The sequence below is a fragment of the Halorubrum alkaliphilum genome, from assembly GCF_017873815.1.
GTDB classification, from domain to species: Archaea; Halobacteriota; Halobacteria; order Halobacteriales; family Haloferacaceae; genus Halorubrum; species Halorubrum alkaliphilum.
In genome coordinates this window covers 139,444-165,293 of record NZ_JAGGKQ010000003.1, presented here as the reverse complement: position 1 = coordinate 165,293, position 25,850 = coordinate 139,444, and the positions used below count along the sequence as shown (strand labels likewise).

At 67.1% G+C, this 25,850-nt stretch carries 25 protein-coding genes; 12 read left to right on the top strand and 13 right to left on the bottom strand.

Features of this window, described 5'->3' with window-relative positions:
* Window positions 1-22 precede the first annotated feature (22 nt).
* The gene (locus J2751_RS03295; RefSeq protein ID WP_209483113.1) at window positions 23-523 is read left to right on the top strand and encodes a hypothetical protein; all 501 of its coding nucleotides are present in this window, start codon (window positions 23-25) and stop codon (window positions 521-523) included.
* A gap of 51 nt (window positions 524-574) precedes the next feature.
* On the opposite strand, the gene J2751_RS03290 is transcribed toward J2751_RS03295, so the two are convergent.
* From J2751_RS03290 to glpA, 9 genes are all read right to left on the bottom strand, one after another.
* Complete coding sequence (locus J2751_RS03290) at window positions 575-1,441, bottom strand: SDR family oxidoreductase (RefSeq protein ID WP_209483111.1); 867 nt, start codon at window positions 1,439-1,441, stop codon at window positions 575-577.
* A gap of 27 nt (window positions 1,442-1,468) precedes the next feature.
* Window positions 1,469-1,924, bottom strand: coding sequence for a GNAT family N-acetyltransferase (locus J2751_RS03285; protein WP_209483109.1), 456 nt, complete (start codon window positions 1,922-1,924; stop codon window positions 1,469-1,471).
* 22 nt (window positions 1,925-1,946) lie between these two features.
* A complete protein-coding gene (locus J2751_RS03280) occupies window positions 1,947-2,672 on the bottom strand; it encodes a ribosome assembly factor SBDS (RefSeq protein ID WP_209483107.1) in 726 nt (241 codons plus the stop codon).
* A 73-nt stretch (window positions 2,673-2,745) separates the two neighbouring features.
* Window positions 2,746-2,946 carry a DUF7576 family protein gene (locus J2751_RS03275; protein WP_209483105.1) on the bottom strand — a complete coding sequence of 67 codons (201 nt, stop codon included), beginning with the start codon at window positions 2,944-2,946 and terminating at the stop codon, window positions 2,746-2,748.
* A gap of 134 nt (window positions 2,947-3,080) precedes the next feature.
* On the bottom strand, window positions 3,081-4,502 hold the full coding sequence (locus tag J2751_RS03270; RefSeq protein ID WP_209483103.1) for a CRTAC1 family protein: 1,422 nt from the start codon (window positions 4,500-4,502) through the stop codon (window positions 3,081-3,083).
* A 90-nt stretch (window positions 4,503-4,592) separates the two neighbouring features.
* Window positions 4,593-5,543 carry a hypothetical protein gene (locus J2751_RS03265; RefSeq protein ID WP_209483101.1) on the bottom strand — a complete coding sequence of 317 codons (951 nt, stop codon included), beginning with the start codon at window positions 5,541-5,543 and terminating at the stop codon, window positions 4,593-4,595.
* 101 nt (window positions 5,544-5,644) lie between these two features.
* Window positions 5,645-7,105: an anaerobic glycerol-3-phosphate dehydrogenase subunit C gene (locus tag J2751_RS03260; protein ID WP_209483099.1), complete on the bottom strand. Its 1,461-nt coding sequence runs from the start codon at window positions 7,103-7,105 to the stop codon at window positions 5,645-5,647.
* Window positions 7,102-8,481, bottom strand: coding sequence for a glycerol-3-phosphate dehydrogenase subunit GlpB (glpB, locus tag J2751_RS03255; RefSeq protein WP_209483098.1), 1,380 nt, complete (start codon window positions 8,479-8,481; stop codon window positions 7,102-7,104). Before glpB ends, J2751_RS03260 begins: the two co-directional genes overlap by 4 nt.
* Window positions 8,468-10,222, bottom strand: coding sequence for an anaerobic glycerol-3-phosphate dehydrogenase subunit GlpA (gene glpA / locus J2751_RS03250; protein WP_209483096.1), 1,755 nt, complete (start codon window positions 10,220-10,222; stop codon window positions 8,468-8,470). The genes glpB and glpA overlap by 14 nt, the downstream gene beginning before the upstream one ends.
* A 375-nt stretch (window positions 10,223-10,597) precedes the next feature.
* Here glpA and glpK point away from each other — a divergent pair, with 375 nt between their 5' ends.
* Together glpK and J2751_RS03240 are read left to right on the top strand one after the other, a co-directional pair.
* Window positions 10,598-12,130: a glycerol kinase GlpK gene (glpK, locus tag J2751_RS03245; protein ID WP_209483094.1), complete on the top strand. Its 1,533-nt coding sequence runs from the start codon at window positions 10,598-10,600 to the stop codon at window positions 12,128-12,130.
* Complete coding sequence (locus J2751_RS03240) at window positions 12,131-13,297, top strand: sortase family protein (RefSeq protein ID WP_209483092.1); 1,167 nt, start codon at window positions 12,131-12,133, stop codon at window positions 13,295-13,297.
* Window positions 13,298-13,408: 111 nt separating this feature from the next.
* On the opposite strand, the gene J2751_RS03235 is transcribed toward J2751_RS03240, so the two are convergent.
* On the bottom strand, window positions 13,409-13,807 hold the full coding sequence (locus J2751_RS03235) for a hypothetical protein (RefSeq protein ID WP_209483090.1): 399 nt from the start codon (window positions 13,805-13,807) through the stop codon (window positions 13,409-13,411).
* Between the two features lie 145 nt (window positions 13,808-13,952).
* Here J2751_RS03235 and J2751_RS03230 point away from each other — a divergent pair, with 145 nt between their 5' ends.
* The 3 genes from J2751_RS03230 (at window position 13,953) to J2751_RS03220 (ending at window position 16,190) form a co-directional block, all read left to right on the top strand.
* The gene (locus J2751_RS03230) at window positions 13,953-14,156 is read left to right on the top strand and encodes a hypothetical protein (RefSeq protein WP_209483089.1); all 204 of its coding nucleotides are present in this window, start codon (window positions 13,953-13,955) and stop codon (window positions 14,154-14,156) included.
* A gap of 79 nt (window positions 14,157-14,235) precedes the next feature.
* The gene (locus J2751_RS03225) at window positions 14,236-15,408 is read left to right on the top strand and encodes a Cdc6/Cdc18 family protein (RefSeq protein ID WP_209483087.1); all 1,173 of its coding nucleotides are present in this window, start codon (window positions 14,236-14,238) and stop codon (window positions 15,406-15,408) included.
* 92 nt (window positions 15,409-15,500) lie between these two features.
* Entirely contained in the window at window positions 15,501-16,190 is a 690-nt protein-coding gene (locus J2751_RS03220; protein ID WP_209483085.1) for a phosphoglycolate phosphatase, read from the top strand.
* A gap of 65 nt (window positions 16,191-16,255) precedes the next feature.
* Here J2751_RS03220 and J2751_RS03215 read toward each other — a convergent pair whose 3' ends face one another.
* The gene (locus J2751_RS03215) at window positions 16,256-17,206 is read right to left on the bottom strand and encodes a hypothetical protein (RefSeq protein ID WP_209483083.1); all 951 of its coding nucleotides are present in this window, start codon (window positions 17,204-17,206) and stop codon (window positions 16,256-16,258) included.
* 149 nt (window positions 17,207-17,355) lie between these two features.
* Here J2751_RS03215 and J2751_RS03210 point away from each other — a divergent pair, with 149 nt between their 5' ends.
* The 5 genes from J2751_RS03210 (at window position 17,356) to J2751_RS03190 (ending at window position 21,549) form a co-directional block, all read left to right on the top strand.
* Window positions 17,356-17,880 (top strand): transcription factor, encoded by a 525-nt coding sequence (locus tag J2751_RS03210; RefSeq protein ID WP_209483082.1) that lies wholly within the window; start codon window positions 17,356-17,358, stop codon window positions 17,878-17,880.
* A complete protein-coding gene (locus J2751_RS03205) occupies window positions 17,880-18,575 on the top strand; it encodes a DUF2110 family protein (RefSeq protein ID WP_209483080.1) in 696 nt (231 codons plus the stop codon). The genes J2751_RS03210 and J2751_RS03205 overlap by 1 nt, the downstream gene beginning before the upstream one ends.
* Window positions 18,576-18,578: 3 nt before the next feature.
* Entirely contained in the window at window positions 18,579-19,376 is a 798-nt protein-coding gene (locus J2751_RS03200) for a DUF5803 family protein (protein WP_209483078.1), read from the top strand.
* Between the two features lie 105 nt (window positions 19,377-19,481).
* Window positions 19,482-20,180, top strand: a complete 699-nt coding sequence (locus J2751_RS03195; protein WP_209483076.1) for a competence/damage-inducible protein A — start codon at window positions 19,482-19,484, stop codon at window positions 20,178-20,180.
* Window positions 20,181-20,454: 274 nt separating this feature from the next.
* Window positions 20,455-21,549 carry an ATP-NAD kinase family protein gene (locus J2751_RS03190; RefSeq protein ID WP_209483074.1) on the top strand — a complete coding sequence of 365 codons (1,095 nt, stop codon included), beginning with the start codon at window positions 20,455-20,457 and terminating at the stop codon, window positions 21,547-21,549.
* A 28-nt stretch (window positions 21,550-21,577) separates the two neighbouring features.
* Here J2751_RS03190 and map read toward each other — a convergent pair whose 3' ends face one another.
* Both map and J2751_RS03180 read right to left on the bottom strand, forming a co-directional pair.
* Window positions 21,578-22,483, bottom strand: coding sequence for a type II methionyl aminopeptidase (gene map, locus J2751_RS03185; protein ID WP_209483072.1), 906 nt, complete (start codon window positions 22,481-22,483; stop codon window positions 21,578-21,580).
* 109 nt (window positions 22,484-22,592) lie between these two features.
* The gene (locus J2751_RS03180) at window positions 22,593-24,668 is read right to left on the bottom strand and encodes a histidine kinase N-terminal 7TM domain-containing protein (RefSeq protein ID WP_209483069.1); all 2,076 of its coding nucleotides are present in this window, start codon (window positions 24,666-24,668) and stop codon (window positions 22,593-22,595) included.
* A gap of 121 nt (window positions 24,669-24,789) precedes the next feature.
* On the opposite strand from J2751_RS03180, the gene bcp reads away from it, so the two are divergent.
* On the top strand, window positions 24,790-25,263 hold the full coding sequence (gene bcp / locus J2751_RS03175; RefSeq protein WP_209483068.1) for a thioredoxin-dependent thiol peroxidase: 474 nt from the start codon (window positions 24,790-24,792) through the stop codon (window positions 25,261-25,263).
* Window positions 25,264-25,850 lie beyond the last annotated feature (587 nt).

Below are 25,850 nucleotides of genomic sequence, written 5' to 3'. Positions count from 1 at the left end.
CCTCGACCGCCGCGGAACGCCCATGCGCGTCACGCCCAACGGCGTCCGAGAGGAACACGCATGGATACGCGACCGCGCTCCGGTCGTCGTCCCGGTACTCAACGAGACTCGCGATCGGCTGGGGACCCTCTTCGAGACCGAGGTCGACGCGGTCGACGCCGAGACGTATCGCCGCGAGGTCGACGCCGTCTTCGCGGACGGCGAGGTCGCGGTCAACGTGGCGGGCTACGCCGCGCTCCTCCGCGAACTCGACGTTGCCGGCGACTACCCGGGGTTCGTCGTCGACGAGGTTCTCGGCCGGGAGCTCGCCGCGACGATCGCCGGGGGTCAGCCGCTCTCGGTGCTCGCGCAGGCGACGTTCCACTTCGCGGACGTCCACGTCGACGAGGACGCGACCGCCGACGGGAAGGGAAACGCGGGCGTCGACGACCTCGACGCCGCGCTCGCCGCCGGATTCCAGACGCGACTCCCCGGCTGGGACTGGCGGGAGGGAGAGAGCCAATTCGCGGTCGACGCCGAGTGACGCCGGATAAACCGCGTTCGGTCGACCGTCTCGAAGCGCGTTCCCGGTCCCCTATGACGTGAACTTCCGAACCAGATCGAACACGCTATCACGGATCGCGTCAGGCAGGAACCGTGCGAGCACGCCGACCCGCGCGACGGTTCCGGGTTGGACCCGCGCGGGCGGTTTCGTCGCGCTCGCGGCGTTGAGCACCTCCCCGGCGACGAGGGTCGGTTCGACCGACCCCGGTCCGTCGCCGCCGATCGCTTGCGTGTCCTCGAACAGGGCGTAGAACTCGTCGTACGCGCCGGAACGCTCGACTCCGTCGGTCTCCTCCGGGTCCGCCTCGCGGGCGACTCGGTCCGAGAAGTTCGTTCGTACCGGTCCGGGCTCGACGACGACGACGTCGACGCCGTGATCGCGCACCTCGTTGCGGAGGGCATCCGACATGGCTTCGAGCGCGAACTTCGACCCGCTGTAGACGCCCCCGCCGGGGAACGAGACCCGCCCCGCGACCGAGGAGACGTTGATGATCGTCCCATCTCGCTCGCGACGCATTCCGGGAAGCACCGCGCGGATCAGCCGATGCGGGCCGTAGACGTTGACGTCGAACTGGTCGTGAACTCGTTCTGCTGTCACGTCCTCGATCGGTCCGAACTGCCCGTATCCGGCGTTGTTCACGAGCGCGTCGATCGCGCCCTCCTCGTCGAGGATCCGGTCGACGACCCGCTCGACATCTCCCTGATCGGTGACGTCGAGCGTCGCGATCTCACAGCCGGCTTCGCCGAGCGCCTCGATGTCGGCCGGGTTCCGCGCCGTGGCGTAGGTCGTCCATCCCTCGTCGTTGAAGGCGTGTGCCGTCGCGCGGCCGATGCCCGATGAACACCCGGTGATGAGTACCGTCTTCTGCACGAATCGTCGGTCGGTCCCCGACGGCATAACTCTCCCGACCGAACGCGACCCGACTCAAAGCGAGTCCGTTCGTATCCACATTCCGTTCGAGGCCGGTGCCGACCGTTCGAACCCCCACCGCTCGTAGAACCCGTCGACGTCCGCGAACAGGTTGACGTACCCACCGTCGGGGGCGTGTCCATGGAGCCACGCGACGAGCGCGTCCATCATTGCGGTCCCGATTCCTTGCCCCTGATGCGGCTCCGCAACGGCCATATCCGAGACTTGAAACACGGAGCCGCCGTCCCCGACGATCCGGGCCATTCCGACCGCGTGGTCGCGGCGTCCCCCAACGACGTGAACGCCGTAGGTCGTGTTCGGAAGCCCGCGTTCGACGGCCTCGCGCGACCGGTCGGCCATCCCGGCCGCGCGACGAAGTCGGATGAACGCCGCCACTGACGGCGTCCCCTCTCGAAGTTCGTACCCGTCGGGGAGTCGCCGACCGGAGCCGTTCACGTCGCTACCGTCCATGGTCAAGGATACACGTCCGAACTCACCGCGTCCGCAACTCGTCTTTGTCCTTGATCACGCGAGCGTCGCCCTCCCCGGAGGTGACCTCGTTCACGAGGTCGTACAGGTCGTTCTGGAGCCCCGCGGGAAAGGTCAACACGCCGACCCAGCCGCCATCGTTCTGCCACTCCTCGCGTTCGAGGTCGCCAAACTCGCGGACCTGGGCCTGACCGGACCCCGCGTAGTCCGCCGGAAGCTGGACCGCCATCGTCACCTCCTCGAATCGGATCGGGATGACCGGCCGCAGCGCGTCGAGCGCGTCGTCGACTTGGTTCTCGACCGGCTCCATCGGGTCGATCTGGAACCCCGCCTCCTCCAGCGCGCGCTCGATCCGCTCGGGCGGGTGCGGGGAGTCGTCCATCTGCGGGTTCACCGCGTTGCGCGTGATGGTGGTGACGAGTTCGCGGTGTTTCCGTTCCTGCATCTCCTCACGCTGCTCGGCGGTGATCTGGATCTCCCCGCGCTCGACGACTTCGGGGATGATCGATAGGGGGTCGGTGGTTCCGAACACCTCTTCTAAGTCCTCCTCGGCCGGTCTATCACCGCGAGAGGCGTTCTCAAAGACGTCCTCGGCGGCGATGACATCCTCCAACTCGCCCTCGAACTCCCCGCGCCGCATCGCGAGCGCGGCGTCCGGGTCGATCAGTACCTCGAACCGCTCGCCGTGTGACTCCAGTCGGGCCGTCACGGCCTCGTCGAGTGATATCATACGCGAACGTACCACCCCCGCGGTAAAAAGTCTCCCGCGACCGGGTGCGTGCTCGACCCATCGCCGCGTTCCGCTATCCCGACGCGCCGGGGCGTTCGTCGGTCCACTCGTCGCGACACGCCTGCCCGCAGAAGTGGCGTCGTCGTAGTTCGCCGTCATCGATCCACGTGAGCGTTCGTCGGCCGACGCCGAACGCCGCCCCCCCGCAGGCGTCACAGCGGGGCGCGGAGTCCTCGTCGACGTCCTCCTCGAGATCGGAGGTCGGATCTACCATACCCGTGCGTGGATCCCCGCGCACTTGAATCCGCGAAGGGCGGCAGTTCTGGCCGCCCCTCACCGACGCGCCGTGAGGGCCGCCGATCGCGGTCGCCTCACGGCCCTCGCCGATCACGGCCGCCTTCCTCCGATTCACCGATCGCGGGCGGCCGGATGCGTGACGTCGTGTTCGGCGTCCGGTGCGGGTTCGGGGAGCGTTCGCTCGCGACCGTCGGGCCACCGGACGACGACCTCCCGTGGCTCCGCGCCGCCGAGCCCGAAGTGTGCGACCGGCTCGGTCTGACAGAGATAGCCGCCGCCGGCGTCGATAACCCGCCGTTGTGTTCCCCGTGAGGTTTCGAGCCGGACGGTCGCGCCGCGTGCCGGCGCGCCCTGCGCGGTCGTCGGCCGAACGCGAAGCCACCCGTTCGCCGCCGCGTCCGGAACCGAGTAGACGCCCAGCGGTTGAGCGGCCACCTCGCCATGAACGAGGACCAGTTCGAGCACTCCGTCCCCGTCGATGTCGGCGGCGACCGCTCCCGTCCCGAACCCCTCCGGCTCGGCCGCCGGGCCGGGGTCGAGGGCAGCCCACCGCGGCTCGCCCGGAACCTCACCGCCCGCCCCTTCCACGCCGTCGCGGGGGCTCGGGTCGACCCGTTCGAGGAATCGGTTCCCTACGCCGAGCGCGTTACAGAACAGTTCCTCCCGGCCGTCGTTGTCGAAGTCCGCGGAAACTACTGCACGGACGCTCTCCGCGCCCGCGAGCGCGTCCGGTGCGGCGTCACGGAACCGGCCCTCCGGATCGCGCCTGAGCAGGCGGCTTCGACCCTCCCAGTTGCCGAGCGCGAGCGCGAACGTCCCGTCTTCGTCGACCAGCGCGACGCCACGGGTGTCGCCGTCGGGGTCCGCCAAGTCACACCCGCCGTCGACGGATTCGTAGTGCCCCTCCTCGTTTTGGAACAGCCGGTTTGGGCCGTCCTCGACCCCGACGAACAGGTCGGTCCCCTCCCCACATAGCGGCCCGGGGAGTAGCGACCGGCAGCCGTCCTCGACGGAGAGCCCGACCGCCTCGGCCATGTCCGAAGCCTCGCCGTCGTCGCCGAGTTCGTAGAACGCCAGCGGCGCGCCGTAGCTCGCGACGGCGATGCCGTATCGACCGGTTCCGTGGCGGTCCAGCGCGGCGACGGAGCGACCCGCACGGAAGTTGAGCCGGTCCCCGTTGACCGGGAGCGCGAAGGTGTCGGTCCAGCGGTACCGTTCCGCCTCCAAGCGGTCGAGGAGCATGTCCGAGTCCCCGCCGATGCCGACGCCGTTGGCACAGTTGTGAACGTATATCTCCTCGCAGCCGTCGCCGTCGACGTCGGCCGCACAAACCCCCATTCCGTGTCGGTCGCCGTCGGCGACGATCCCACAGGCGGAGTCAGTGAATCGACCCCCCTCGCGAGTGTAGAGACGGTTCGGCTCGCCGTACCCGGCGAGGAACAGGAGGGGACCGTCCCGCCCCGGCGTCACCGCGACGCCGTACCCACGGATGGGGTCGGCGTCGGCGAGCAGGTCGGACCGGTCAACGAACATGGCCGCCCGTCACCGCCCGGGGGATATGAACGCACGGGTTGGATCCCCCGTCGAACGGGTTATATATCCGACCTCCGCCCCGGCATCGTCTCAGAGGTGTCGTCGAACGTATCGCGTCATCGTCCGGACGTGGTCAGGGTCGAACGTCCAGACCCCCCGCCACAGTCGCGGTTCAATCTCGACCGCGAGGAGCCCGACGCCGCCCTCGATCCCGCGTTTTAGGTCGTTCGTCGCGACCGGGTCGCGCGTGCCGGCAACCTCGCTCGGTCCGCCCGGCGGCTCGAACACCACGAACCAGCTATCGGTGAAATCAACGGATCGGCCGCCATGGATCCTCGCATCCAGATCAGTGGGTGGATCGTCCGGGACGCCGTACAGGTGCGTATCGACTCCCGCGTCGGTGATACGATCGTACACGCGCCGGGTTCCGAGTTCGTCGTCTATCCGCGAGAGCCGCTGGAACGACGACCGGATCGTCCCGTCTCCGGCGGTCCACGCGACCCGCTCGATGAACCGTGAAATGGTGATCAACAGGAGCTTCTGCCGGTTCGATTCGGGGTAGCCGCGGAGCGTGAACATGGTGTCGTCGAGCCCCGTTATCACCTCCGGTAACTCGAGTTCGTCCAAGCTCCGCGCCCCGGTAACGTACAGATCGGAGTTTACGAACAACACCGCCTCCGTTAGTTCCTGTAGCGTGGCTCCGGCGATGACATCCCCGTCTTCGAGGAGCAACACGAGGTTCTCGATATCGTCCACGCGTCCACAGTCGAACGGGACCGAGTCGTTCTCCCGGAGCGCCGCGATATCAATGGTGTACTCGACATCGTCCCCTGCCATGCGCTGAGAGGAACGCGCGCTAACCCAGTCGTCGCGTGGGAGGGCTCCGCCGTCGCCGACGGGCCGGTGATCGACGACCCGCACTGCGTCCTCGCCGAACGTGTCGACGAGCATATCGCGAACCGGATCCGGATCCGTTCGATTGACGACGACGATCGACCGGTTCGCAGTATCGAAGCGGTTGACGAGCTGTGCGAGAGTCACGATAAGCGGATATCGGCTACGCCTCGAATAAGGATTCTCATCTCATTATCCCTCTTGATAAACACGGCGTTCGAAGAAACGACAGGAAGGGTACAGTCGCCTCAGGCGACGAGGGTGTCTTCGAGCAGCTGTAGCGGGTGTTCGATCTCGTAGCCCGTTCCGTGTTCCATCTGCATCGCGCAGGTGGGACACTCCGTCATTCCGACTTCGCCCTCGGCGTCCTCCATGTGATGGAACATCTCCTCGCCGATCTCCATCGACTTCTCGTACTTTTCGCTCTTCCAGCCGTACGTGCCCGAGATGCCGGAACAGGAGTCGCCGACGTCCTCCATAGTTACGCCGTCGACGTCGCGGAACGTCTCGACGGCCTGTCGCGAAAGCCCCTGGTTTCGGGCGTGACACGGCGCATGGTAGGCGTACGAGCGCTCGTCGCCCGGGCTAGCCTCCTCCAGCGCGCCGGTTAGGTCTTCGTGGATTCGGAGGTACTCCAGCGCCTCGAAGGTGTGATCGGAGACGTCCTCGATCCCGTGGATGTCGAACAGTTCGGGGTACTCCTGCCGGAGCGACATCGAACACGATGTACACGAAGCGATCACGTCCGCGCCCTCGCCGATGGCCTCGATCAGGTTCTCGACGTTGGTCACCGCGTGCCGGCGGGCGTCTTTCAACATGCCGTTGGCGAACATCGGGGTGCCGGAACACTTCTGGGGCGGCACCATGACCTCGTAGCCGAAGTGTTCGTAGACGCGCACCATCGCCTTCCCGACCTCGGGCGTGTTGTAATTCGAGTAGCAGCCGTGGAAGTACGCCACGCGCTTGTCGGGGTTCGACACCTGCGCCCCGCCGCGGTCGCGCCACCATTCGCGGAACGTCGTCGTCGCGAACTCCGGGAACTCCCGTTCCTTGGGGATCCCGAGCGTCTTGTCCATCACCCATCGCGCTGGCCCGAAATTCATCGCGTACGTCGAAAGCCGCGGGACGATACTTGCCAGCCGCGCGGAGGTCCGGTAGTTCGCTAAGATTCGGTTGCGGACGTACTCGACGGAGAGCTTCTCCATCTGTTCCTCGACGAACTGCCCGCGCGCCTCGTTGTGCATCTGCGAGAGCGGCACCGACGAGGGACACGCGTCGTCACACCGCATACAGTTCGAACAGGAGGTGATCGACTCGTCGATGTCCGCGTCCTCCTTCCGCTTGAGCCGCCACTGTTCGGGCCCCTGGAACTTCGGCCCGGGGAACTCGTCGTCGACCTCTGCCACCGGACACGACGTATCACAGGACGTACATTTATAACACGAGTCCGCGCCGTCACGAAGGTCGAGTTCGCCTTCGGGGAACACGTCTATCGGGTCGTACGCGTCCGGATCGAGCTCCGTAGAGTCGCTGCCGCCGGTCACGCTCTCGACCCCGCCGTCGGTGGCGGTTCGGTCGTCGGACTCGATATCGGACCCGCCGTCGGTCCGAACCACTCCGTCTGAATGGCTCGACCCCTCGGTCGATTCGTCCGTGTTATTCGTTCCGTGTCGCTCGTCGCCGTCGTCGTGTCCTGTGTCTCGTGTCATTGTCGAACCTCCCGCGCCGCCTCCTGTCCGGCCACGAGGCCGGTCGCGAGCGAGACGCCGCTCGCTGACTTCTCGCGTGCTACGTCCGCGCCGCCGACGACCGCGCCGGCGACCCATACGTTCCCGTACGCCACCGCACCGTTTTCGTCGAGGGCCCGCAGTCGCTCGTCCGGACGGACGCCGAACCGCGCGTACGGCTGCTCACCGAAGGCGTCGTCGACGAACCACTCGTAGCGGTCCGACGGCTGTGGCACGTGCAGATCGAGCACCGGTTCGCGAACTCCCTCACGGTCCGAATCGAGCCCCTTCCCGACCAGCCCACCGGTCGCAAGCACGACCGCATCCGCGCCGTACGGGATCTTGCTCCCCTTTCGGTTCAGTAGCAGGTGCTGTATTCTCCCGTCGGCGTCTGTCTCGTAGTCGACGACCGGGATTCCAGTCTCGAACCTGACGCCCTCTGCGTCGAGCGCATCGTACAGCCGGTCCTCCAGTCGGAGCCCCGGAAGACTCGGTGGGCCCATCGGGATCTCGAAGACGTCCGCTCCGAGCCGATCCGCGAGGTCGGCGCGGACGGCAGCCGCCTCGTCGTCCCCGAGGAACGCTGGGAAGCCAACCCGTTCGACGCGGTCCACGTTCCCGTCATCGTCGACGACATCGTGAAGATGTGGGGCGACCGCCTTCGCCAGCGCCTCGCGTGCCGGCGTTCCGTCGACCGGTTCATTGCGATCCAGCGCTTTCGCGAAGCGGGTTATTTTCGCGTCCGCACGGAACGCCTCCGCGAACTCGACCTCGACACCCGCCACGTCGAACGGAACGCCGGACGCCTCCAGCCGGTCCGCAAACGCGCGCGCGTCGTATTCAGTGAGCGACCGGAACCCGACGATGAGCATGGGTCGGTCGTCGCTGGCGAGTCCCGCGGCGACCGATTCGGGATACCGCGCCGTGGGTTTCACACCGCCGCCGAACGTCGGGACCAACGCGTTTCGATCCGTGTGGCCGCCGACGTACGCGTCGCCGACGAGGTCGTCGAACAGCGCAAGCCCATCGCGGAGCGCGTCTGCCCCAACCAGCCGATAGGGATGTTCTTCCGGGAGCGAGTCAATCCCTGCGTACGGCTCCGCGAGCGGTCCTTCGGGGTCAGGCCACTCGTCGGGGTCGAGGTTCCGCCCCGCCGTTGGTGGTCCCTCTCTGAGCGGCTTCGCCGGCTCCGTTGCCGGGACGTAGCCGAGCCCGTCGATCAGCCCCGAGGCCTGTCGAAGCGTGCTCGCCTTGTGTGAGACGAGCCGGACATCGGCACCCTCACGAGACGCGGCGATCGCGGCTGTGATCCCGGCGAGACCGCCGCCGACGACGAGAACGTCGCTATCGATCGCCATCGTGTCCCCCGTCGGTGGCCGTGACGCCGGACGCGGCGTCGTCGGCCCCCGTTCCTCCGCCGACGGTTCCGTCGGGCCCCGCGTCGAACGCGCCGAAATCGACATCGGCGTCCGTCGTCGCGAGGTCCCCGTCGCGGTTCATCGTGGTCGCGTGGAGCATGTGGTTCAACATCGCCTGAGAGAGCTGTCGACCCCACAGCGCGTGGCGCTGGCCCTTCCAGCGCTCCTGGTACAGTTCGTCCTCGGCGTCGCGGGTGACGCCGCCCGGATACTCCTGGGTGAGTTCGGCGGCGATACGGTGTGTACAGAATCCGCCTTGGCAGTTCCCCATCGACGCGCGGGTGCGGAGTCGGACCGCGTTCAGGTCCGAGCCGGCTCCATCGATCGCATCCTGTACCTCGGCGCGGGTAACGCCTTCACACTCGCAGACGACGGGGTTGGGGTCGCTCCCCTTCAGCACCTCGTCGGCTCGGGAGCCGAGCCGCTGGGCCGACCGACGGCCGACGGGCGAGCGGAGTCCGAACTCGTCCATGTAATCGCGGAGGACGCTGAAATCCTCGGAGCCGGGCAGCGGCGCGTCCGCGGTGTCACAGTCGGCGTCGTGGTCGAGTTTCTCACAGACGTGGTCCGTGATCGATTCGGCCATCATCCGGTAGGTCGTGAGCTTTCCACCGACGATGCTCGTCATCCCCGGCAGGTCATCGCGCTCGTTGTGATCGAGCAGGAAGTAGTCACGCGTGATGTCAGTCGGGTCGTCGGTGCCGGTTCCGGGGGGCTCATACAGGGGTCGGACGCCCCAGAACGACCGGAGAGTCCGAGCGTCCTTCAGCGCCGGCACCAGTTCCGAGAGCGTCTCGATCATCAGATCGACCTCCCACTCCTCCTCGGGGTAGTCCTCGGGGTCGTCGACCTCCTCGTCGGTCGTTCCGAGGATACAGGCCGTCTCGTGGGGGACGACGATGTCGGCGTCGCCCTTCGGGCGACAGCGGTTGACCACGGTGTCGACCTGCCGCGTGTTCATCACCGTCATCACGCCCTTCGAGGGTCTGACCTCCACGTCGACGCCGGCCATCTCGCCGATCTGGCCGGCCCACGCGCCGGTTGCGTTGACGACGTAGCGTGCGCGGATCTCCTCGGTCGTTCCGGGCTCGCGGTGAACGCGTTTGCCCGGCCCCGTGTCGTGTTCGATCTCGATGCCGACAACCTCGTCGTCCTCGACGAGAACGTCGGTCACCTCGGCGTGGGTCTCGACGCGTGCGCCGTGCTCCCGGGCGTCGGCGGCGTTGGCCACGCAGAGTCGGAACGGGTCGACAGCACCGTCGGGGACGACGATCGCCTTTTCAACGTCGCGTGCGAGGTACGGCTCTCGTCGCCGAGCCTCTTCGCCGTCGATCACCTCAGCGGGGATGTCGCACGCGCGACAGCCCTCCAGCTTCTCCTGAAAGTACTCCTCGGAGTCCTCCGGACGCTTGACGAACATCCCGCCGGTCTCCTCGACGCAGTGGCCCGCGATGTCCCGGAGGACGCGGTTCTCCTCGATGCACTCACGAGCACTCTTCTGATCGGAGACCGCGTACCGCCCCCCGCTGTGGAGCAGTCCGTGCATTCGCCCCGTGGTCCCGTGTGTGAGGTTCCCCTTCTCGACGAGGACCGCGTCGAGCCCCCGCCGGGCGAGGTCCCGTATCACGCCGCAGCCGGTCGACCCCCCGCCGACGACGACGACATCCACTTGATCATCCATGTGATGTCGGTTGAACCGCGACCACTTTACTTTACCTCTTACCCGGGTTCGATCATAACTATCAGGGTTATTCCGGTAGTGTAACGAATGAATTTACCACAAGGTATTTATATGTGTGTTTTACCCCGAGATCTGACCGGCGTATTAACAGGAAGTTTATTATGGTAGTACATTATATTCACGAACGGCGTGGTAGCTTCCGTGAAGATATGCGGCTGGCGACAACGCTCCCCGGCTTCCGGCTGCTGTGCCGGCGTGTGGGCCGAACACGGCGTCCGAGGGGAGTACGACTGACGACACCGGTCCCGGCGGAACGAGGGACACGGACGATGTCGTCGCCGCGAGCGGACCAGCGCCACAGGAGGGATTCGAAACATGACACAATACGTCGGTGCGATAGACCAAGGGACGACTGGGACGCGATTCATGGTGTTCGACCATGCGGGCCAGGTCGTCGCGAACGCGTACGAACAGCACGAACAGATCTACCCCAATCCGGGATGGGTCGAGCACGATCCGCTGGAGATCTGGGAGAACACACAGCAGGTCGTTCTCGACGGACTCGACGATGCGGGACTCGAGGCCAGCCAGCTCGACGCGCTCGGGATCACCAACCAGCGCGAGACGACGGTCGTCTGGGACAAGGACTCCGGGAAGCCCGTCCACAACGCCTTGGTGTGGCAGGACCGCCGGACGACGGACCGCGTCGAGGAGCTCCAGGAGGCGGACAAGGTCGAGGAGATCCGCGAGAAGACCGGCCTCGAAGCCGACGCGTACTTCTCCGCGACGAAGACCGAGTGGATCCTCGACAACGCGGAACCGCTCAAAATGCAGAGCTCACGCGGCGGCGACCTCCGTGACCGCGCCCGAGAGGGAGAGCTGGTCATGGGGACGATCGACACGTGGCTCATCTACAACCTCACGGGGAACCACATCACGGACGTCACCAACGCCTCCCGGACGATGCTGTACGACATCCGGGAGATGGAGTGGGACGACGAGCTTCTCGCGGAGTTCGACGTACCCAAGGAGATGGTGCCCGAAGTGCGCCCCTCGTCCGACGAGGACTACTACGGACACACCGACCCGGACGGCTTCCTCGGCGAGGAGGTCCCCGTCGCCGGCGCGCTCGGCGACCAGCAGGCGGCGCTGTTCGGACAGACCTGCTTCGACAAGGGTGACGCGAAGAACACCTACGGCACCGGCGCGTTCTATCTGATGAACACCGGCGAGGAGGCCGTCGAGTCCGACAACGGCCTGCTCACGACGGTCGGCTTCCAGATGTCCGGCGAGCCGGTCCAGTACGCGCTTGAGGGGTCGATCTTCAACGCTGGCGCGGCGATCGAGTTCATGGAGGATATCGATCTCATCAACAACGCCGCTCAGACGGCGGAGCTGGCCCGCTCGGTCGATTCGACCGACGGCGTCTACATGGTGCCGGCGTTCACCGGACTCGGCGCGCCACACTGGGACGGTCGTGCACGCGGGACCATCGTCGGGATGACCCGCGGGACCAGCAAGGAGCACATCGTTCGTGCGACGCTCGAAAGCATCGCGTACCAGACCCGCGATCTCGCCGAGGCGATGGAGGCCGACTCCGGCGTCGAGATGACCAGCCTCCGCGTCGACGGCGGCGCGGTCAAGAACAACTTCCTCTGTCAGCTTCAGTCTGACATCATTCAGACAGACATCGTCCGACCGGAGGTCGACGAGACCACCGCGCTCGGCTCGGCGTACGCCGCCGGGCTGGCGGTCGGCTACTGGGACACCGTCGACGAGCTCCGCGACAACTGGCAGGTCGACCGCGAGTTCACACCCGAGAAGGAGCAGGCGGAAGTCGACAAGCTGTACGACCGGTGGGACGACGCCGTCGAGCGCTCGCTCAACTGGGCACAGGAGGAGGCATAGATGAGCCTCGCGTTCCTCCCCGAACTGGCACTGATCACGGACGCGCTCATGCAGGTCGGGTATCAGCCCGGCGAGCCCGGGGACGTGATCAACAGTCTCACCGATCCGGGGATCGTCCTCGGTGCGCTCGCCGGCGGCGCGTTCGGTGCCGCGCTCGGTGCGCTACCGGCCTTCGTCTTCACCGGCTTCCTCGTCATGGCCGGATCGCTCGGCGGCGGCGGGTTCGGCGTCGATGTCGGGTTCGGTCCCGTGTTCGGCCCGCACATCTCCTTCGCGGGCGGTGTCGCGGCGGCCGGCTACGCGGCGAACAAGGGCTACATGCAGTCCGGATTCGACTTCCACAACGCGAAGGACATCACGGTTGCGTTGGGGAGTAAACCGGACATCCTCGCCGTCGGTGCGGTGTTCGGCGTGTTCGGCGTCGTACTCGAACAGCTGTCCCGTCAGCTTGCTCTGCCCGTCGACCCGATCCCGGTGAGCATCGTGATCAGCGCGATCGTCGTCCGGGTCGTCTTCGGGTACAGCATCGTCGGCAAGGTCAGCGACAAGGCGAACGGCTACTTCGACATGGGACCGTTCGAGCGCGAGGAGACGCGTGAGCCGGGCGAAGTGAAAGGTGACGGCGAGATGGACGGCGAGGACCGCCTCGCTGTTGAGCCGTGGCTCCCGAACATGTACAAGTGGTCTCACGTCGCGGCGATCGGCTTCTTCGCCGGGCTCGCGTCGGCGGCCATCACGTACAACATGGTCGGTGCCGGTCACGGTGACATTGCCGTGTTCGCCGGGTTCGGACTCAGTGCGGCGTCGTTGCTGTTCTTGAACCTCGGCGTCGGCAAGATCCCGGTCACGCATCACATGACGCTTGCGGGTGCGACCGCGTTCCTCGCCACGTGGGAGGAGGGGATCATTGCCCTCACCGGCCTCGATGCGGCGGAGCTCACCGCACCGCTGCTGTTCGGTGACGGACTGGCGCTGCTGTTCGGAGCCCTGTTCGGCGTCTTCGCCGCACTCGTCGGCGAGGCGTCACAGCGCGTGTTCTACGCTCACTCCGACACGCACTTCGATCCGCCCGCGGCCGCGATCGTCGTCTGGTCGCTCACGCTCGGGCTACTGGTCGTCGCCGGACTGCTCAACTGGGCCGTCTGGATCCCCGGCACGACGATCTAAACCCGGAGACCCACGTAGCCGTTTTTATTTATGACCTCGAAGACGGACCGACCGTTCCGACCGCTGCTCGCCGATTTACTGGCGGATACTGACACGTGCCCAGCGGCGAGCTCACTCGGGGAGCAGTACCGACAGCCCCACGTACCCGACGGCGGCGACGACGACGGATCCGCCGGCGACCAGCGACACGTCACCGCCCAGAGACCGGCCGGCGATCGCGATGATGCCGGCGAACACGAGGGCGAATCCGACGGCTCCGTGATGATATCCGCCCGCAGTCGGCTGTTCAGTGAGCGCCGAGGAGTCGGCCCCCGCGAGGTATCGAGTTCCGACCCACAAGGAGCCAAATCGGACGCCGATACCGACCGCGATGGCCGCGATGGAAACGAACTGGATCTCGCCGACGCTCCAGAGGCCGACTCCGAACGCGGCGAGCGTTCCGAGGACTGCTGCGGCCTTGCTACGGTTGTTTATTCGGCTGAGACCCGCGTCCGCGGACTCGGTCGACATGACCGTGGAAGGAGTTCCGATACGGGAATAGGTTTCCATCGGAATCCGACCCACCTCTGTCGGCGGACGATGGCGGTCGTCGACGGAAGAGCGATGGCGGTCGCTGACGGGACGTTTTTAACCGCCATGCGTGTGACTCACGTGTATGTCCGGTCCACTCGGGTTCGAACGGCGCGACGGCAGAAACCTGCTGATCGTGGCGTCCGTCATCACCGCCGTCGTCACCGCAGTAACGTCCGGTCCGATCGGGTTCAGACTGAGCGTCGGCGTCGGTGCCGCGATCATCAGTTCGATCGCCTTTCTCGTCTCGACGCTGGTCATCAACCGGTACAAGCCGGACCACTGGTAGGGACGCTCGGTCGGCGACCGGGGAACCGCTCGGTCGACGCTTCGTGCCAACTTTGGGTCCCCGACACGGAGGGTAGATCGTGAACATCGACGACCGGATCGAGCGCCGGCTCGGCTACGACGCGGGCGGCGGCGTCCTCGCCGATCTGGACGCAATCTCGCCGGTATCACACCTCGAATCGCCGATCGGGCGCGGCCCGGCGATCGAGCGACTCCTCGACGTCTTCAGTCCGGCACTGTCGGGATCGCTTCCGCCGAGCGTCTACGTTCACGGACCGAAGGGGAGCGGCAAGTCTGCCATCGTCTCCGCCCTGTTCGACCGGCTCGCAGCCCACAGCGGTCCGAGACGCGCCATTCAGACATCGACGCGAGCAGTCGATCGAACCCTTCCGGGGTTCGTCTACGTGGACGCCAGACGGGCATCGACGCGGTTCGGCCTCTATCACGACGTTCTCGCGGCGATCCGGGACGAGCCGGTCCCCGAACACGGGATCGGAACCGACGAGCTCGTGGACGCGCTTCGAGACGGGATCAGAACGGGCCCGGACGTCGTCGTCGCGGTCGACCACGTCGACGAGCCGGAGACGACGGACGCAAGCACCGTGGTCGACTGGATCGAGGACGTCAGCGGCCACATCGTCCCCGTCTGTCTCGGCCGTGATCCGCCGGAGGCGATCGGGTGGGAGCCGGACGTCCCCGTCCCGTTCGACCAGTACCGGCGGCACGTGCTCGTTGAGCTGTTGACAAGCCGGTGTTCGACGGGGCTTGGTCGGGACGCGCTTACTCACGACCAGATCCGGGAAGTCGCGGAGTGGGCCAGCGGCGACGCCCACGACGCGCTCGCGGCCATCTCTGGTGCGGCCGTCAACGCGGAGCGTGCAGGTGTCTCCACGATCCGGCCGCGCGATCTCGACGAGGGGATAGACGAGGTCCCGAAACCCTGTGCCGCACTCGGTCGGGTCCTCGCGCTCTCGTCCAGTCGGATGCGCCTGCTGTACGAACTCGTGAGCCTGTCCGAGCGCGACCGGTCGTCGGTGAACGTCGCGACGGAAACGATCGCCTCGCGGGAGACGGTCGACCTGTCGGCCTCGACCGTCCGGCGCGTGCTCTACGAGTTGGCCGATAGCGGGCTGCTCGACCGCGTGACTGCGCGACGGAGCAGCGGGAAGGGGCGACCGCCGAGCCGCCTGGTTCCTCGGTTCCCGACGCTCGTCTTTCAGGAACTGTTCGACCGGTCGATCCGGTCGAGCTGAGGCGCCGAGCGGCCGGCTCCACGGCGGGTCCCCTTCCGGCGGCCGACGACGGAACGGAAGACAGTTGCCTCCCGCGCCCACAAGGGCGACGCATGGTACCCCCGCTCGCGCTGGACATCGACGGGACGCTGACGACGGCCGACGGTCGGATCGACTCCCGGGCGTTCGAACTGCTTCCGGGCTGGGACGCACCGGTCGTGATCGCGACCGGCAAGGCGTTCCCGTACCCGGTCGCGCTGGCGACGTTTCTCGGCCTCTCGCCCGACGTGATCGCCGAAAACGGCGGGGTGGTCCACGTCGACGACGAGACGACGCTGCTCGCGGACCTGGACCGTCCCCGTGCCGTCGTCGAGGCGTTCGAGGAGCGCGGCGGCGAGATCGGGTGGGGCGGCGACACGACCGTGAACCGATGGCGAGAGACGGAAGTCGCGCTCTCGACCGACGCCGACGAGGGTCTGCTACGCCGAGTCGCCGCCGAGGTCCCCGGGATCGAGGTCGTCGACACCGGCTACGCCTTCCACGTCAAATCGACGGACGTGAACAAAGGCGAGGGACTCGTTCGGGCCGCCGATCGGCTCGGGCTCGATCCCGAGTCGTTCGTCGCGATCGGCGATAGCGAAAACGACGTCTCCACGTTCGCGGTCGCCGGAGACTCCTATGCCGTCGCCAACGCTGACGAGGCCGCCACCGCCGCCGCCGACGTCGTTCTGGACGAAGGGTTCATGGACGGTACCGCGTCGGTGTTGGAAGCGTTGCGTGACGGACGGGGCCCGAGTCGTTGACGCGGGTCGCGGACGCGAGGGGTGCGGAAACTCGATCGCTCACGGCGGGTATACCCGGACATCGATCACGGCGGGTGTACTCGGACCTTCGATCGCAGCCGCGCGAGCCGAACTCGGGCTTCCTGCCGGCTCGCGCCGCGGACGCGTCCCGTCTCGTCGTCGGCCATCGATACGAGGGACAGCCGATCCAGAAGCGGCGGCCAGTCAGCAGCGCCGGCGGCCTCGCCCGCGAACGCGACGGCATTCGCGAGGCCGTCACGCTCCGTCTCACCGACGCCCGCCACCTCGGCATCGGCTGCGCGTCGCTGCCCGGCGACGAACAGTCGATCGCCGACGGCGGCCGGGATCCACGCGGGGAACAGGACCACCCAGAGGAGTATCCCTGCCACCGCGTACACGGGTGTCGGGATCCGTTCCCGGTCCGGTTCGTACCCGTGGATCCGGTTGACGCGTCGATCCGCGGGGCTTCGATCGGACCGGCGGCCGACGAGCAGGGTCGCGAGCAGGGCGACCGTCTCGACGACCAGCAGTGCCGGGAGCAGCGCGGTCGTGAACAACGCCTCGCGGCGGCGGAGGCGGACGAGCGCGTGCCGCAGGGCGGCGTCGCGGTCGGCCGCCGGCAACGAGAGGAGCCGCGTGGAGGCGACGATCTGGGACCCACGGTAGCCCTCAGTGACGGCGACGTTGGCGGCGTCGGATCGGACGACGGTTATTTCAGGGGCGTCGACGCCGACCTCGTCGGCGAGTTCGTCGACGCGGTACTCGATGAACGCGGCGGGACGCTCGTCGAGATCGGCGTTCGGAAGCCGACGTATTCGTCGGTGGACGAGGGTCGGACCGAACGCTGCCGATAACAGTACCCCGACGATCGCGGCGGCGAGGAACGCGAGGCCGACTCCGACGTCGAGGAGCCACGCGATCGGGACGATCGGGATCGCCGTGAGGACGATCGGGACCGCGACGAGTCCCGCCGCTCCGACGACGGTTCCGGTCGTTCGGGTCCACCCGGCAGCCATACGCGAAACTGATGCGAGGGACGGCGTAAATGTCTGCCGGAGGCGCGTCGATTTGTCCGGGGGTGACGTGTCCGGAGGGAGCGGATCCGCGTTCCGACGGTCCGATTCTTCCGGAGCTTTTAACCTCGTTCCACCGCCACTTTGTGGTAATGGCTTTTGAGGACCTGCTGAACGACCCCGTCATCCAGAAGTACCTCCACGAGCTCGTGGGCCCGACGGGGATGCCGGTCGCCGCCGCACCCCCTGACGGCGAGGTCACAGACGAGGAGTTGGCCGAGGAGCTCGGACTGGAGCTCAACGATGTCCGTCGCGCGCTGTTCATCCTCTATGAGAACGACCTCGCCACTTACCGGCGAGTCCGCGACGAGGACTCCGGCTGGCTCACGTACCTCTGGACGTTCCACTACGACAACATCCCGGAGAACCTCCAGGAAGAGATGTACCGCCTGCTTGACGCCTTGGAGGACCGCGAGGAGTACGAGCGCACCCACGAGTTCTACCTCTGTGAGGTGTGTTCGCTCCGGTTCGAGTTCGGCGAGGCGATGGACTTCGGCTTCGAGTGTCCCGAGTGTGGCTCCCCGCTGGACGCCATGGAGAACGACCGACTGCGCGAGGCGATGAGCCGACGCGTCGAGGAGCTCAGCGACGAGCTCAACGTGGACGTGACCGGCTGATGGTCGTCCTCGCAACCAAGTGCTACGTCGAGGGCGACGCCCGGGAGCGCGCGCTCGACGGCATGAACTCGCTCGTTGGCAACGACGTCGGCGAGCTCGCCGTCGACTGGACCGTCGGGGTTCGCGACGATGAGTTCGTTCAGGTCGACGTGACGGGCGAGGACGCCACGGTCGCCCGGAACGTCCTCGCGGAGACGTGGGGAGAGGTCGTCGCCCACGACGAGGGGCTCGTCGCGGGCGAGACGTACGTCGGAACCCTCGAATCGTGGGATGACGACGGGTTCGTGCTCGACGCGGGCGAGGACGTTCACGTTCCGGCCGACGGACTCGGGTTGGGCGTCGGCGCGCCGGAACAGGTCGTCGAGCGGTTCGGGCTCGTCCAGCATCTCCCCATGACTTTCGTCTACGGCGGCGATGTCGGCGACCCCGACGCGGATCCGCACCGACTCGCCGACGAGGAACGGGACCGCCTGTACGACTGGCAGCGCGGGCCGGGGCGTCTGAACGTCAACTCCGCGACGCGTGGCGAGGCCCGCGCGACGGTGAACCGTGCGGGCCACGCACAGGACATCGTCACGGTCGATCGACTTGGCCTCCTCGAACAGAGCATCGTCTGTGCGGAGGGAACCGATCCGCCGGGACTGCTCGCCGCCATCGGTAGCTATCTCCCGGCCGAGATGCGCTGTGTCGTCTAACTCGTGAACCGACGTTTCGCCCTCGCCGTCGCCGCCGTCGCGCTGCTCGCCGTCAGCGCCGGCTGTCTCGGCTACGTTACCGGCGGGGGAGAGGTCGCGAACGAGACTCTCGACGCTGAGCCGAACGAGCCCTACGACTTCGAGACGGAACGTGACGCCGAGTTCGACCTCACCGCGGACGGCACGTACCGAGTGGTGTACAACGTCTCCGAGCGCGAGGAGCTCCGCTTGTACGAAGGAACGGTGTATGCGGGCGATCAGCCGCTGGAGTTCGAGGCGTTCCGGTACCAGTATGCCGACGGCGAGATCATAAACGGCAGCGAGTTCCGCGCTCGCGGCGGCGAGGTGGACCGGACGCCCGACGAGACGTGGGTCCGGTTCGCCGACGACATGGACGAGGGTAAACTCGCCTTTTCCGGTAGCGGGTCGCCCCGCCGGTTCACGTTCCTCGCCTACGTCGAGGGCTCACACGCCGTGACGCTCCCGCCCGGGTTCAGTACCGACGTTCCGCTCGTCGGACACGTCTCGCCGCGGAGCCACGAGGTCGAGACCGTCGGGGACCGCGACCGGATAACTTGGGAGTCGGTGTCGGGATCGTTCGTCGTCCAGTCCTATCGGGAGACGGACCTGCTGATATTCGGCGGCATCGTCGTCATCGGGTCCATCGTCGCGATCGTGGGCACCGTCAAGTTCCGGCGACAGCTGGAGGAGCTCCGCGACCGTCGCCGTCAAATGGGGCTCGGCGTATACGACGACGAGGACGTTGACGACGAGACGGACCGGGACGACGAGTTCCCGTGAGCGGTCGGCTGCGGAGTCGTTCGGCGGGCCGGAGTCCGATGCGGCGGTCCCGTCGTATGCTCCCCGAGCCAGCGTCCTTTTGAGTCGCCCTCGCGTTGATCGACCATGAACGCCGCCATCGTCACCGTCGGGGACGAACTCCTCGTCGGCGACACCGAGAACACGAACGCGACGTGGCTCTGTGCCCGCCTCGCCGACCGTGGCGTCCCCGTCCGGCGAGTGACGGTCGTTCCCGACGAGGTCGCCGAGATCGCGAGAGTAGTCAACGAGCATCACGCGGAGTACGACGCGGTGATCGTCACGGGCGGACTCGGCCCCACGCACGACGACGTGACGATGGAGGCGGTCGCCGCCGCGTTCGGCCGGGAGGTCGTCCCCAACGAGGAGGCGGCCGCATGGCTCGCCGAACGAGGGTACAGCGCCGACGACCTGACCGCGGAGACGACCCACCTCCCGGCCGATTGCCGACCCCTCTCCAACGAGGCGGGCGTCGCGCCGGGAGCGGTGGTCGAATCCGTCTACGTCCTCCCCGGTGTTCCCGCGGAGATGAAGTCGATGTTCGAGGCGATCGCCGACGAGTTCGAGGGGACGCCGACGCACACGGTGACCGTCGACGTGGCGGAGCCCGAGAGCGCGCTGCTCGACCGGTTTACGGATCTTCAAGAGCGGTTCGACGTGACCGTCGGGTCGTATCCCGGCGAGCGCGTCACGGTGAAGATCACGGCGAGCGATCTCGACGAGGCCGAGCGGGCGGCCGGGTGGCTCCGCTCGCGGTCGGAGCTTGAACCGTCGGATCGGAACTGAACGGAAGAGCTAGCGGTAGAGGTACGCGACCCACGCGACGATGAGCAACAGACTGAGTGCGAGGAGCGCGGTTGAGACCGCCGAGATCGTCTCGGGCTGGAGCGTTGACAGCAGCATGACCGTGGGTTGTCCGGGTGCCGTCTTAAACGTTGATCTTCCGAGCGCCGCCCCCATCTGGGGTCCGTCAGTTGATCGTCGCCTCCATCCGGGGTCCGTCAGTTGATCGTCGCCTCCATCCGGGATCGGTTAAGTGATCGCCGCCGAAACGACCGGTATGTACGTCGGCGTCGTGATGAACCCGATCGCCGGGATGGGCGGTCGCGTCGGACTGAAAGGAACCGACGGAAAGGTCGCCGAGGCGCGGGAACGCGGCGCGGAGCCCCGGGCACCGGAGCGTGCTCAACGGGCGATGAACCGGCTCCACGAGATCGCGCCCGAGACGGCCGTCTCCACGGTCGCCGACCCGATGGGCGAACGGATCGTTCGGGAGGCGGGGTTCGACCCGGAACACGTGGTCGACCCGTTCACTCCGCCCGGCGAGGAGTCGTCGACGGCGGACACAACTGCGGCGCACACGCGGACGGCAGTCGAGGCCTTCCGCGACGGCGACGTCGATCTCGTCCTCTTCGTCGGCGGGGACGGGACGGCCACGGACGTCGCCACGGCACTGGAGGGAAGCGAGATCCCGATGCTCGGCGTCCCCGCGGGGGTGAAGGTGTACTCCTCGGTGTTCGCGGTCTCGCCGGAGGACGCCGCTGAGGTCGCCGCGACGTTCTCGCGGACGGAGCGCCGCGAGGTGATGGACATCGACGAGGACGCCTATCGCGAGGGTGAGGTCCATCCCGAGCTACGCGCGGTGGCACGCGTCCCCGTCGCCGAGGATCTCCAGTCGTCGAAACAGACCGCGAGTGGGACCGTCGAGTCGTTGGCCGAGGGCGTCGCCGACGACATCCGGAACCGCGAGGGCGACGGCGTCACCTACGTTCTCGGCCCCGGATCGACGGTCGGGGCGATCAAGGCCGAGTTGGGGTTCGAGCCCTCCCCGATCGGCGTCGACGTCTGGCGGGACGGCGAGGTGGTCACGCTGGACGCCACGGAGGCCGAGATCCTCGCCGCGCTCGGGGAGGAGAACGTGGTCGTCGTCTCGCCGATCGGCGGTCAGGGGTTCGTGTTCGGTCGCGGCAACCCACAGCTCTCACCGGCGGTGATCCGCGAGTGTTCCGTGACCGTCGTCGCCTCCCGTGCGAAACTCGACGACGTGCGCGCGCTCCGTGTCGACACCGACGACCCCGAACTCGACGCCGAGCTCGCGGGATGGGTGAGGGTCCGAGTCGGGAAGTTCGAGACGCGGATGATGAAGATCGTGTAGCACCCGGCCGACCTACGCCCGTGGCCGATCAATCGAAGTCGTGGATCCCCGCCGTCGTCACCTCGACGCCGTCGTCGGTGACCAACAGAGTGTGTTCCGCCTGGCTCACGAGCGCGTCGTCGCTCTCCTTGAGGACCGGGTAGCCTTTGACGACGCTCGACTGCTTTAGCCGCCTGAGCGCCATCTCGGTCCGATCGCCGGTGAGCCATCGGGCGGCGAAGGGGAGTCCGTCGAACTCGGCTATCTCTTCGAGCGCCTTCCGGGCGCGGCGGTCCCGAACGCTCCGCTCCCGCTGTAGCTCGTATATCTCCTCGGCGGCCCCCTCTCCGACTTTGCCGCGACCATCGGTCGCGAACGGCTCGATGGCGATCGCCTGCCCGGGCTCCAACTCGACGGATCGGTCGACACCGCGGTTCGGAACGCTCGGATCCGTGTGGGCGTCGTACTGCTGGACGCCGTGCCCCGAGAGGTTGAGCACGGGGGTGTAGCCGTACCCGCGGATCACGTCCTCGATCGCCTGCCCGACGACGCCGACCTCGACGCCCGGTCCCGCCTCGTCGACCGCGGCTTCGAGCGCCATCTCGGCGGCCTCGACGAGCTCGGCGGTGCCGGTGTGGTCGACCGTGACCGCCGCGTCGGCGATGTAGCCGTCGACGTGGACGCCGATGTCGAGACAGACCATCTCGTCCCCGAACGTCGTCTCGTCGTCCAGCCCGGGAGTCGCGTGTGACGCCTCGGGATCGACGCTGATGTTGACCGGAAACGCGATCCCCGCGTCCTGCTCGCGGATGAAGTCCTCCACCCATTCGGCCACTTCGAGGTGGGTTCGCCCGGGTTCGACCATCTCGCGGGCCTCGTTCATCGCCTCGACCAGCACCGCGCCGGCCTCCCGATAGCTCTCGACCGCGTCCTCGTCGAGGGATCCGTGACTCATGTCTTCGGATTCGAGCAGGGGCCGCAAAGAGGTTGCGGGAGGCGTCGATGCGGAGGCGGCGTCGATGCGGAGGCGGCGTCGATGCGGAGGCGGTACGCCCGAGCTGACGTCACCCGTCGGTCTCCGAGTCCACGTCGGCAGTGGGAAACCACATCGAAACGATCGTCCCGGTCGGCTCGCGGTTGGTTATATTCAACTCGCCGCCCGACCCGGTGACGATCCAGTGGACGAGCCACAGACCGAGCCCGCTCGCGTGTTCGAGCGACGTCTCGCGTCCCTCCGAGAAGACGGTCCGCTCGATCGGCGGGATACCGGGACCGTCATCTGCGATGTCGACGCGATAGCCGCTCTCGTCGCCGTCGACGACGTCGACCCGGATCTCAGCACCGTCGCCCTCGTTGTGGACGACCGCGTTCTCCAGAACGTTCCGGATGGCCGATTCGAGCATCTCGTCGGCCGAAATGGGGGCCGAGTCCGGCGTCGAGAGCGTTACTGATGCCTCCGGGAACGACGTTTCGAGGGAGTCACAGAGCCGAGACACGAGGACGGCCAAGTCGGTCCGGACGCGCTGGTCATCCTCGTGGAGCGCGACGTCGATCTCGCGAGCCTGATCGCTGAGGTGTGTGAGCGTCTCGACCTTCCTGTCGATCACGTCCAGATGCTCGTGGCCGTCCTCGTCGACGTGGTCGCGGAGCAGGTCGGCGTACCCCCCGATCACGTTGGCGTCGTTCTTCAGATCGTGTCTGAGAACGCGGTTGAGTACTTGGAGCCGTTGTTCGTGCCGTCGCCCCTCTGTCACGTCGGTCGCGGTGATCACCACCTCGTTCGCCGCGTCCTCGAACAGCGGCTCGACCACCGTTTCGAACGTTCGCCAGTCCCCCTTCGCGTGTGCGATCCGGTGTTCGAACGTCTGCGGCTCGCCCGTCTCGAACGCCGCCTCGAACCGACGTTGACTCTCGTCCCGATCGTCGGGATGGATCAGGTCGAGTATCGGTCGGCCTTCGAGCGATTCGGAGCCACGACCGAGCAGCCGTTCGACCGACGGGCTCACGTAGCGAAAGTAGCCGTCGGTTCCGGAAACCGCGATCACGTTCGGCGACTTCTCGATCAGCGCCCGGTACCGCCGCTGGAGGGTCTCGCGTTCGGTCACGTCGCGGATCAGGAGCACGACCCCGCTACCGGCCCCGTCCGTGGCGGTCCCGGGCGCGGACAGGCCGTGCGTGGAGACCGTGAGAAATCGAGGACCGTCGGAGCTCTCGATCGTCGCGTGGGCACCGTCGCCGGTCCCGCCCGTTCGTACGGCGTCGACGACGGCGGGTGCGTCCTCGAACGCCGACTCGACGGAGTCGCCGAGCCGTATCGTCGGGAAGAGTTCTCGGGCACGCTGGTTGGCGTCGACGACACGGAGATCGTCGCCGAGCACGACGATGCCGTCCGAGAGGTTCGTGAACACCGCCTTTCTGGCGACGGGGGAGAGGTCGAGGAGGCGGTAGCGGAACAACACCCATGCGAGCAGTCCGGAGGTTACGGCAAAGGAGATGGGAGTGAGATCGACGAGTGGCGGCCCGAGCGGTCCCCAGACGGTGACGACGCCGAGACCCATCGGAATGACGCCCGCGAGGAACAACAGGCCCGCCTGTCGTCTGAAGACGCCGGACCTGTGTATCGCGGTGCGGCCGAGCACCACGAACGTGATCAGGTTCACGACGTACGTGTACGCCATGAAGCCCAACAGCGCCGGCGTCGGCGTGAACGACACCACGAGATAGCCGCCCTCGGCGGTGACCATCGAGGGAGACTCATAGAACAGGGGGACGGGACCGACCGTGAGCACCGCGGCGACGACCGCCGCGGGAACGAACGCGAGGACCCCGATGCGGGGTGGACGAACCCATTCGGGCCGGTCCACGTACGCCGCGACGAACGCCGGCCACGCCGTCGCGAGGAGCCCGACGCCGACCCAGACGAACCGGTTCCAGAAGAGCGTCGACCCCAGCGTCGTCGCCGACAGCTGTGCCGCGTACGCGAGCGCCCACGCTCCCCCACCGACGGCGACGCCCAAGAATGACCGGACGAGGGGGCGCGACCCGTGGAACCGGCGGGAGAGCACGTAAAAGGCGAACACGAACGACGCCAGCCCGGCGACGAGCAACGGAACCGTATACGGCGTCGGTTGCCACGGCATCGATATCGGAGTCGAATCGGCACACCGATAAAAAGCATGCGAACGCCCGCTATCCGTACGATACCACAAGAACCGGCCGGGATCGAACGCCATAACCGACTCCCGAAACGACGGGACGCATATGCTCGACCCCGGCGACGACGCCCCCGCGTTCACGCTCACGAACCAACACGGCGAGGACGTCTCCCTCGGCGAGACCGGCGCGGCCTACACGGTCGTGTACTTCTACCCGCGTGCGGACACGCCGGGGTGTACGACTGAGGCCTGTAGCTTCCGCGACGAGTGGGACGCCTTCGAGGGACACGACGTCGAGGTGCTCGGGATCAGCGACGACTCCGTCGACGATCTGGCCGACTTCGCGGCGAAACACGACCTCCCCTTCGGGCTCCTCTCGGATCCCGACGGCGCGGTGGCGGGCGCGTACGACTCCTACGGCGAAAAAAACATGTTCGGAAACACGTTCGACGGCACGTTCCGGAACACGTACGTCGTCGACGCCGACGGAACGGTCGTGCTCGCGTATGAGGGCGTTTCCCCGGAGGACCACGGCGCGCGGATCCTCGCAGACATCGAGGCGCTCGACGAGGAAGCCTGACGGCCCGGACGTCGAGACGTCGAGGCGGGAGCGAACGAGAACGGGAATGAACCGCCCAGATCGATGGCGATGAGATCGTATTTAAATGGTCTGTGAACGTCAGCGACGGTCCTTTATAAGCGAACGATGCGGTGGCGCGCGCGAGAAACGCGCGCGAGGTCGCCGGCGCGTAGCGCCGGCTGCCAGAGAATCTTCGATTCTCGCTGGAGTCAGGGGCGGTCGCCGAGCGGTTCCGGCGACCGCCACTGACGAGGCTGGGGAGGCGTGAGGCGCGGAGCACCTCGCTGCCGTGTAGGCGGCTCCGCCGCCGGCGACATCGCAACGCGGGAGCGGAGCGACCGAGTGAAGAGCGGAGCGACCGAGTGAAGAGCGGAGCGACCGAGTGAGGAGCACAGCGACCGTATGCCGCCCGCAACGGCTGGGGCTTTGGAGGCCTCTACCGTCGATCCGTAGCCAGCTACTTATAAGTGGACGGCTGGGGCTTTAGGCATCGTCGCGAGAGCGTCGTAAATATATAAACCGCCGCCAGCAACACCGCTCTCTTGCTTATAAATACCAGCGTACTAGTACACTCGATGGTATCGAAC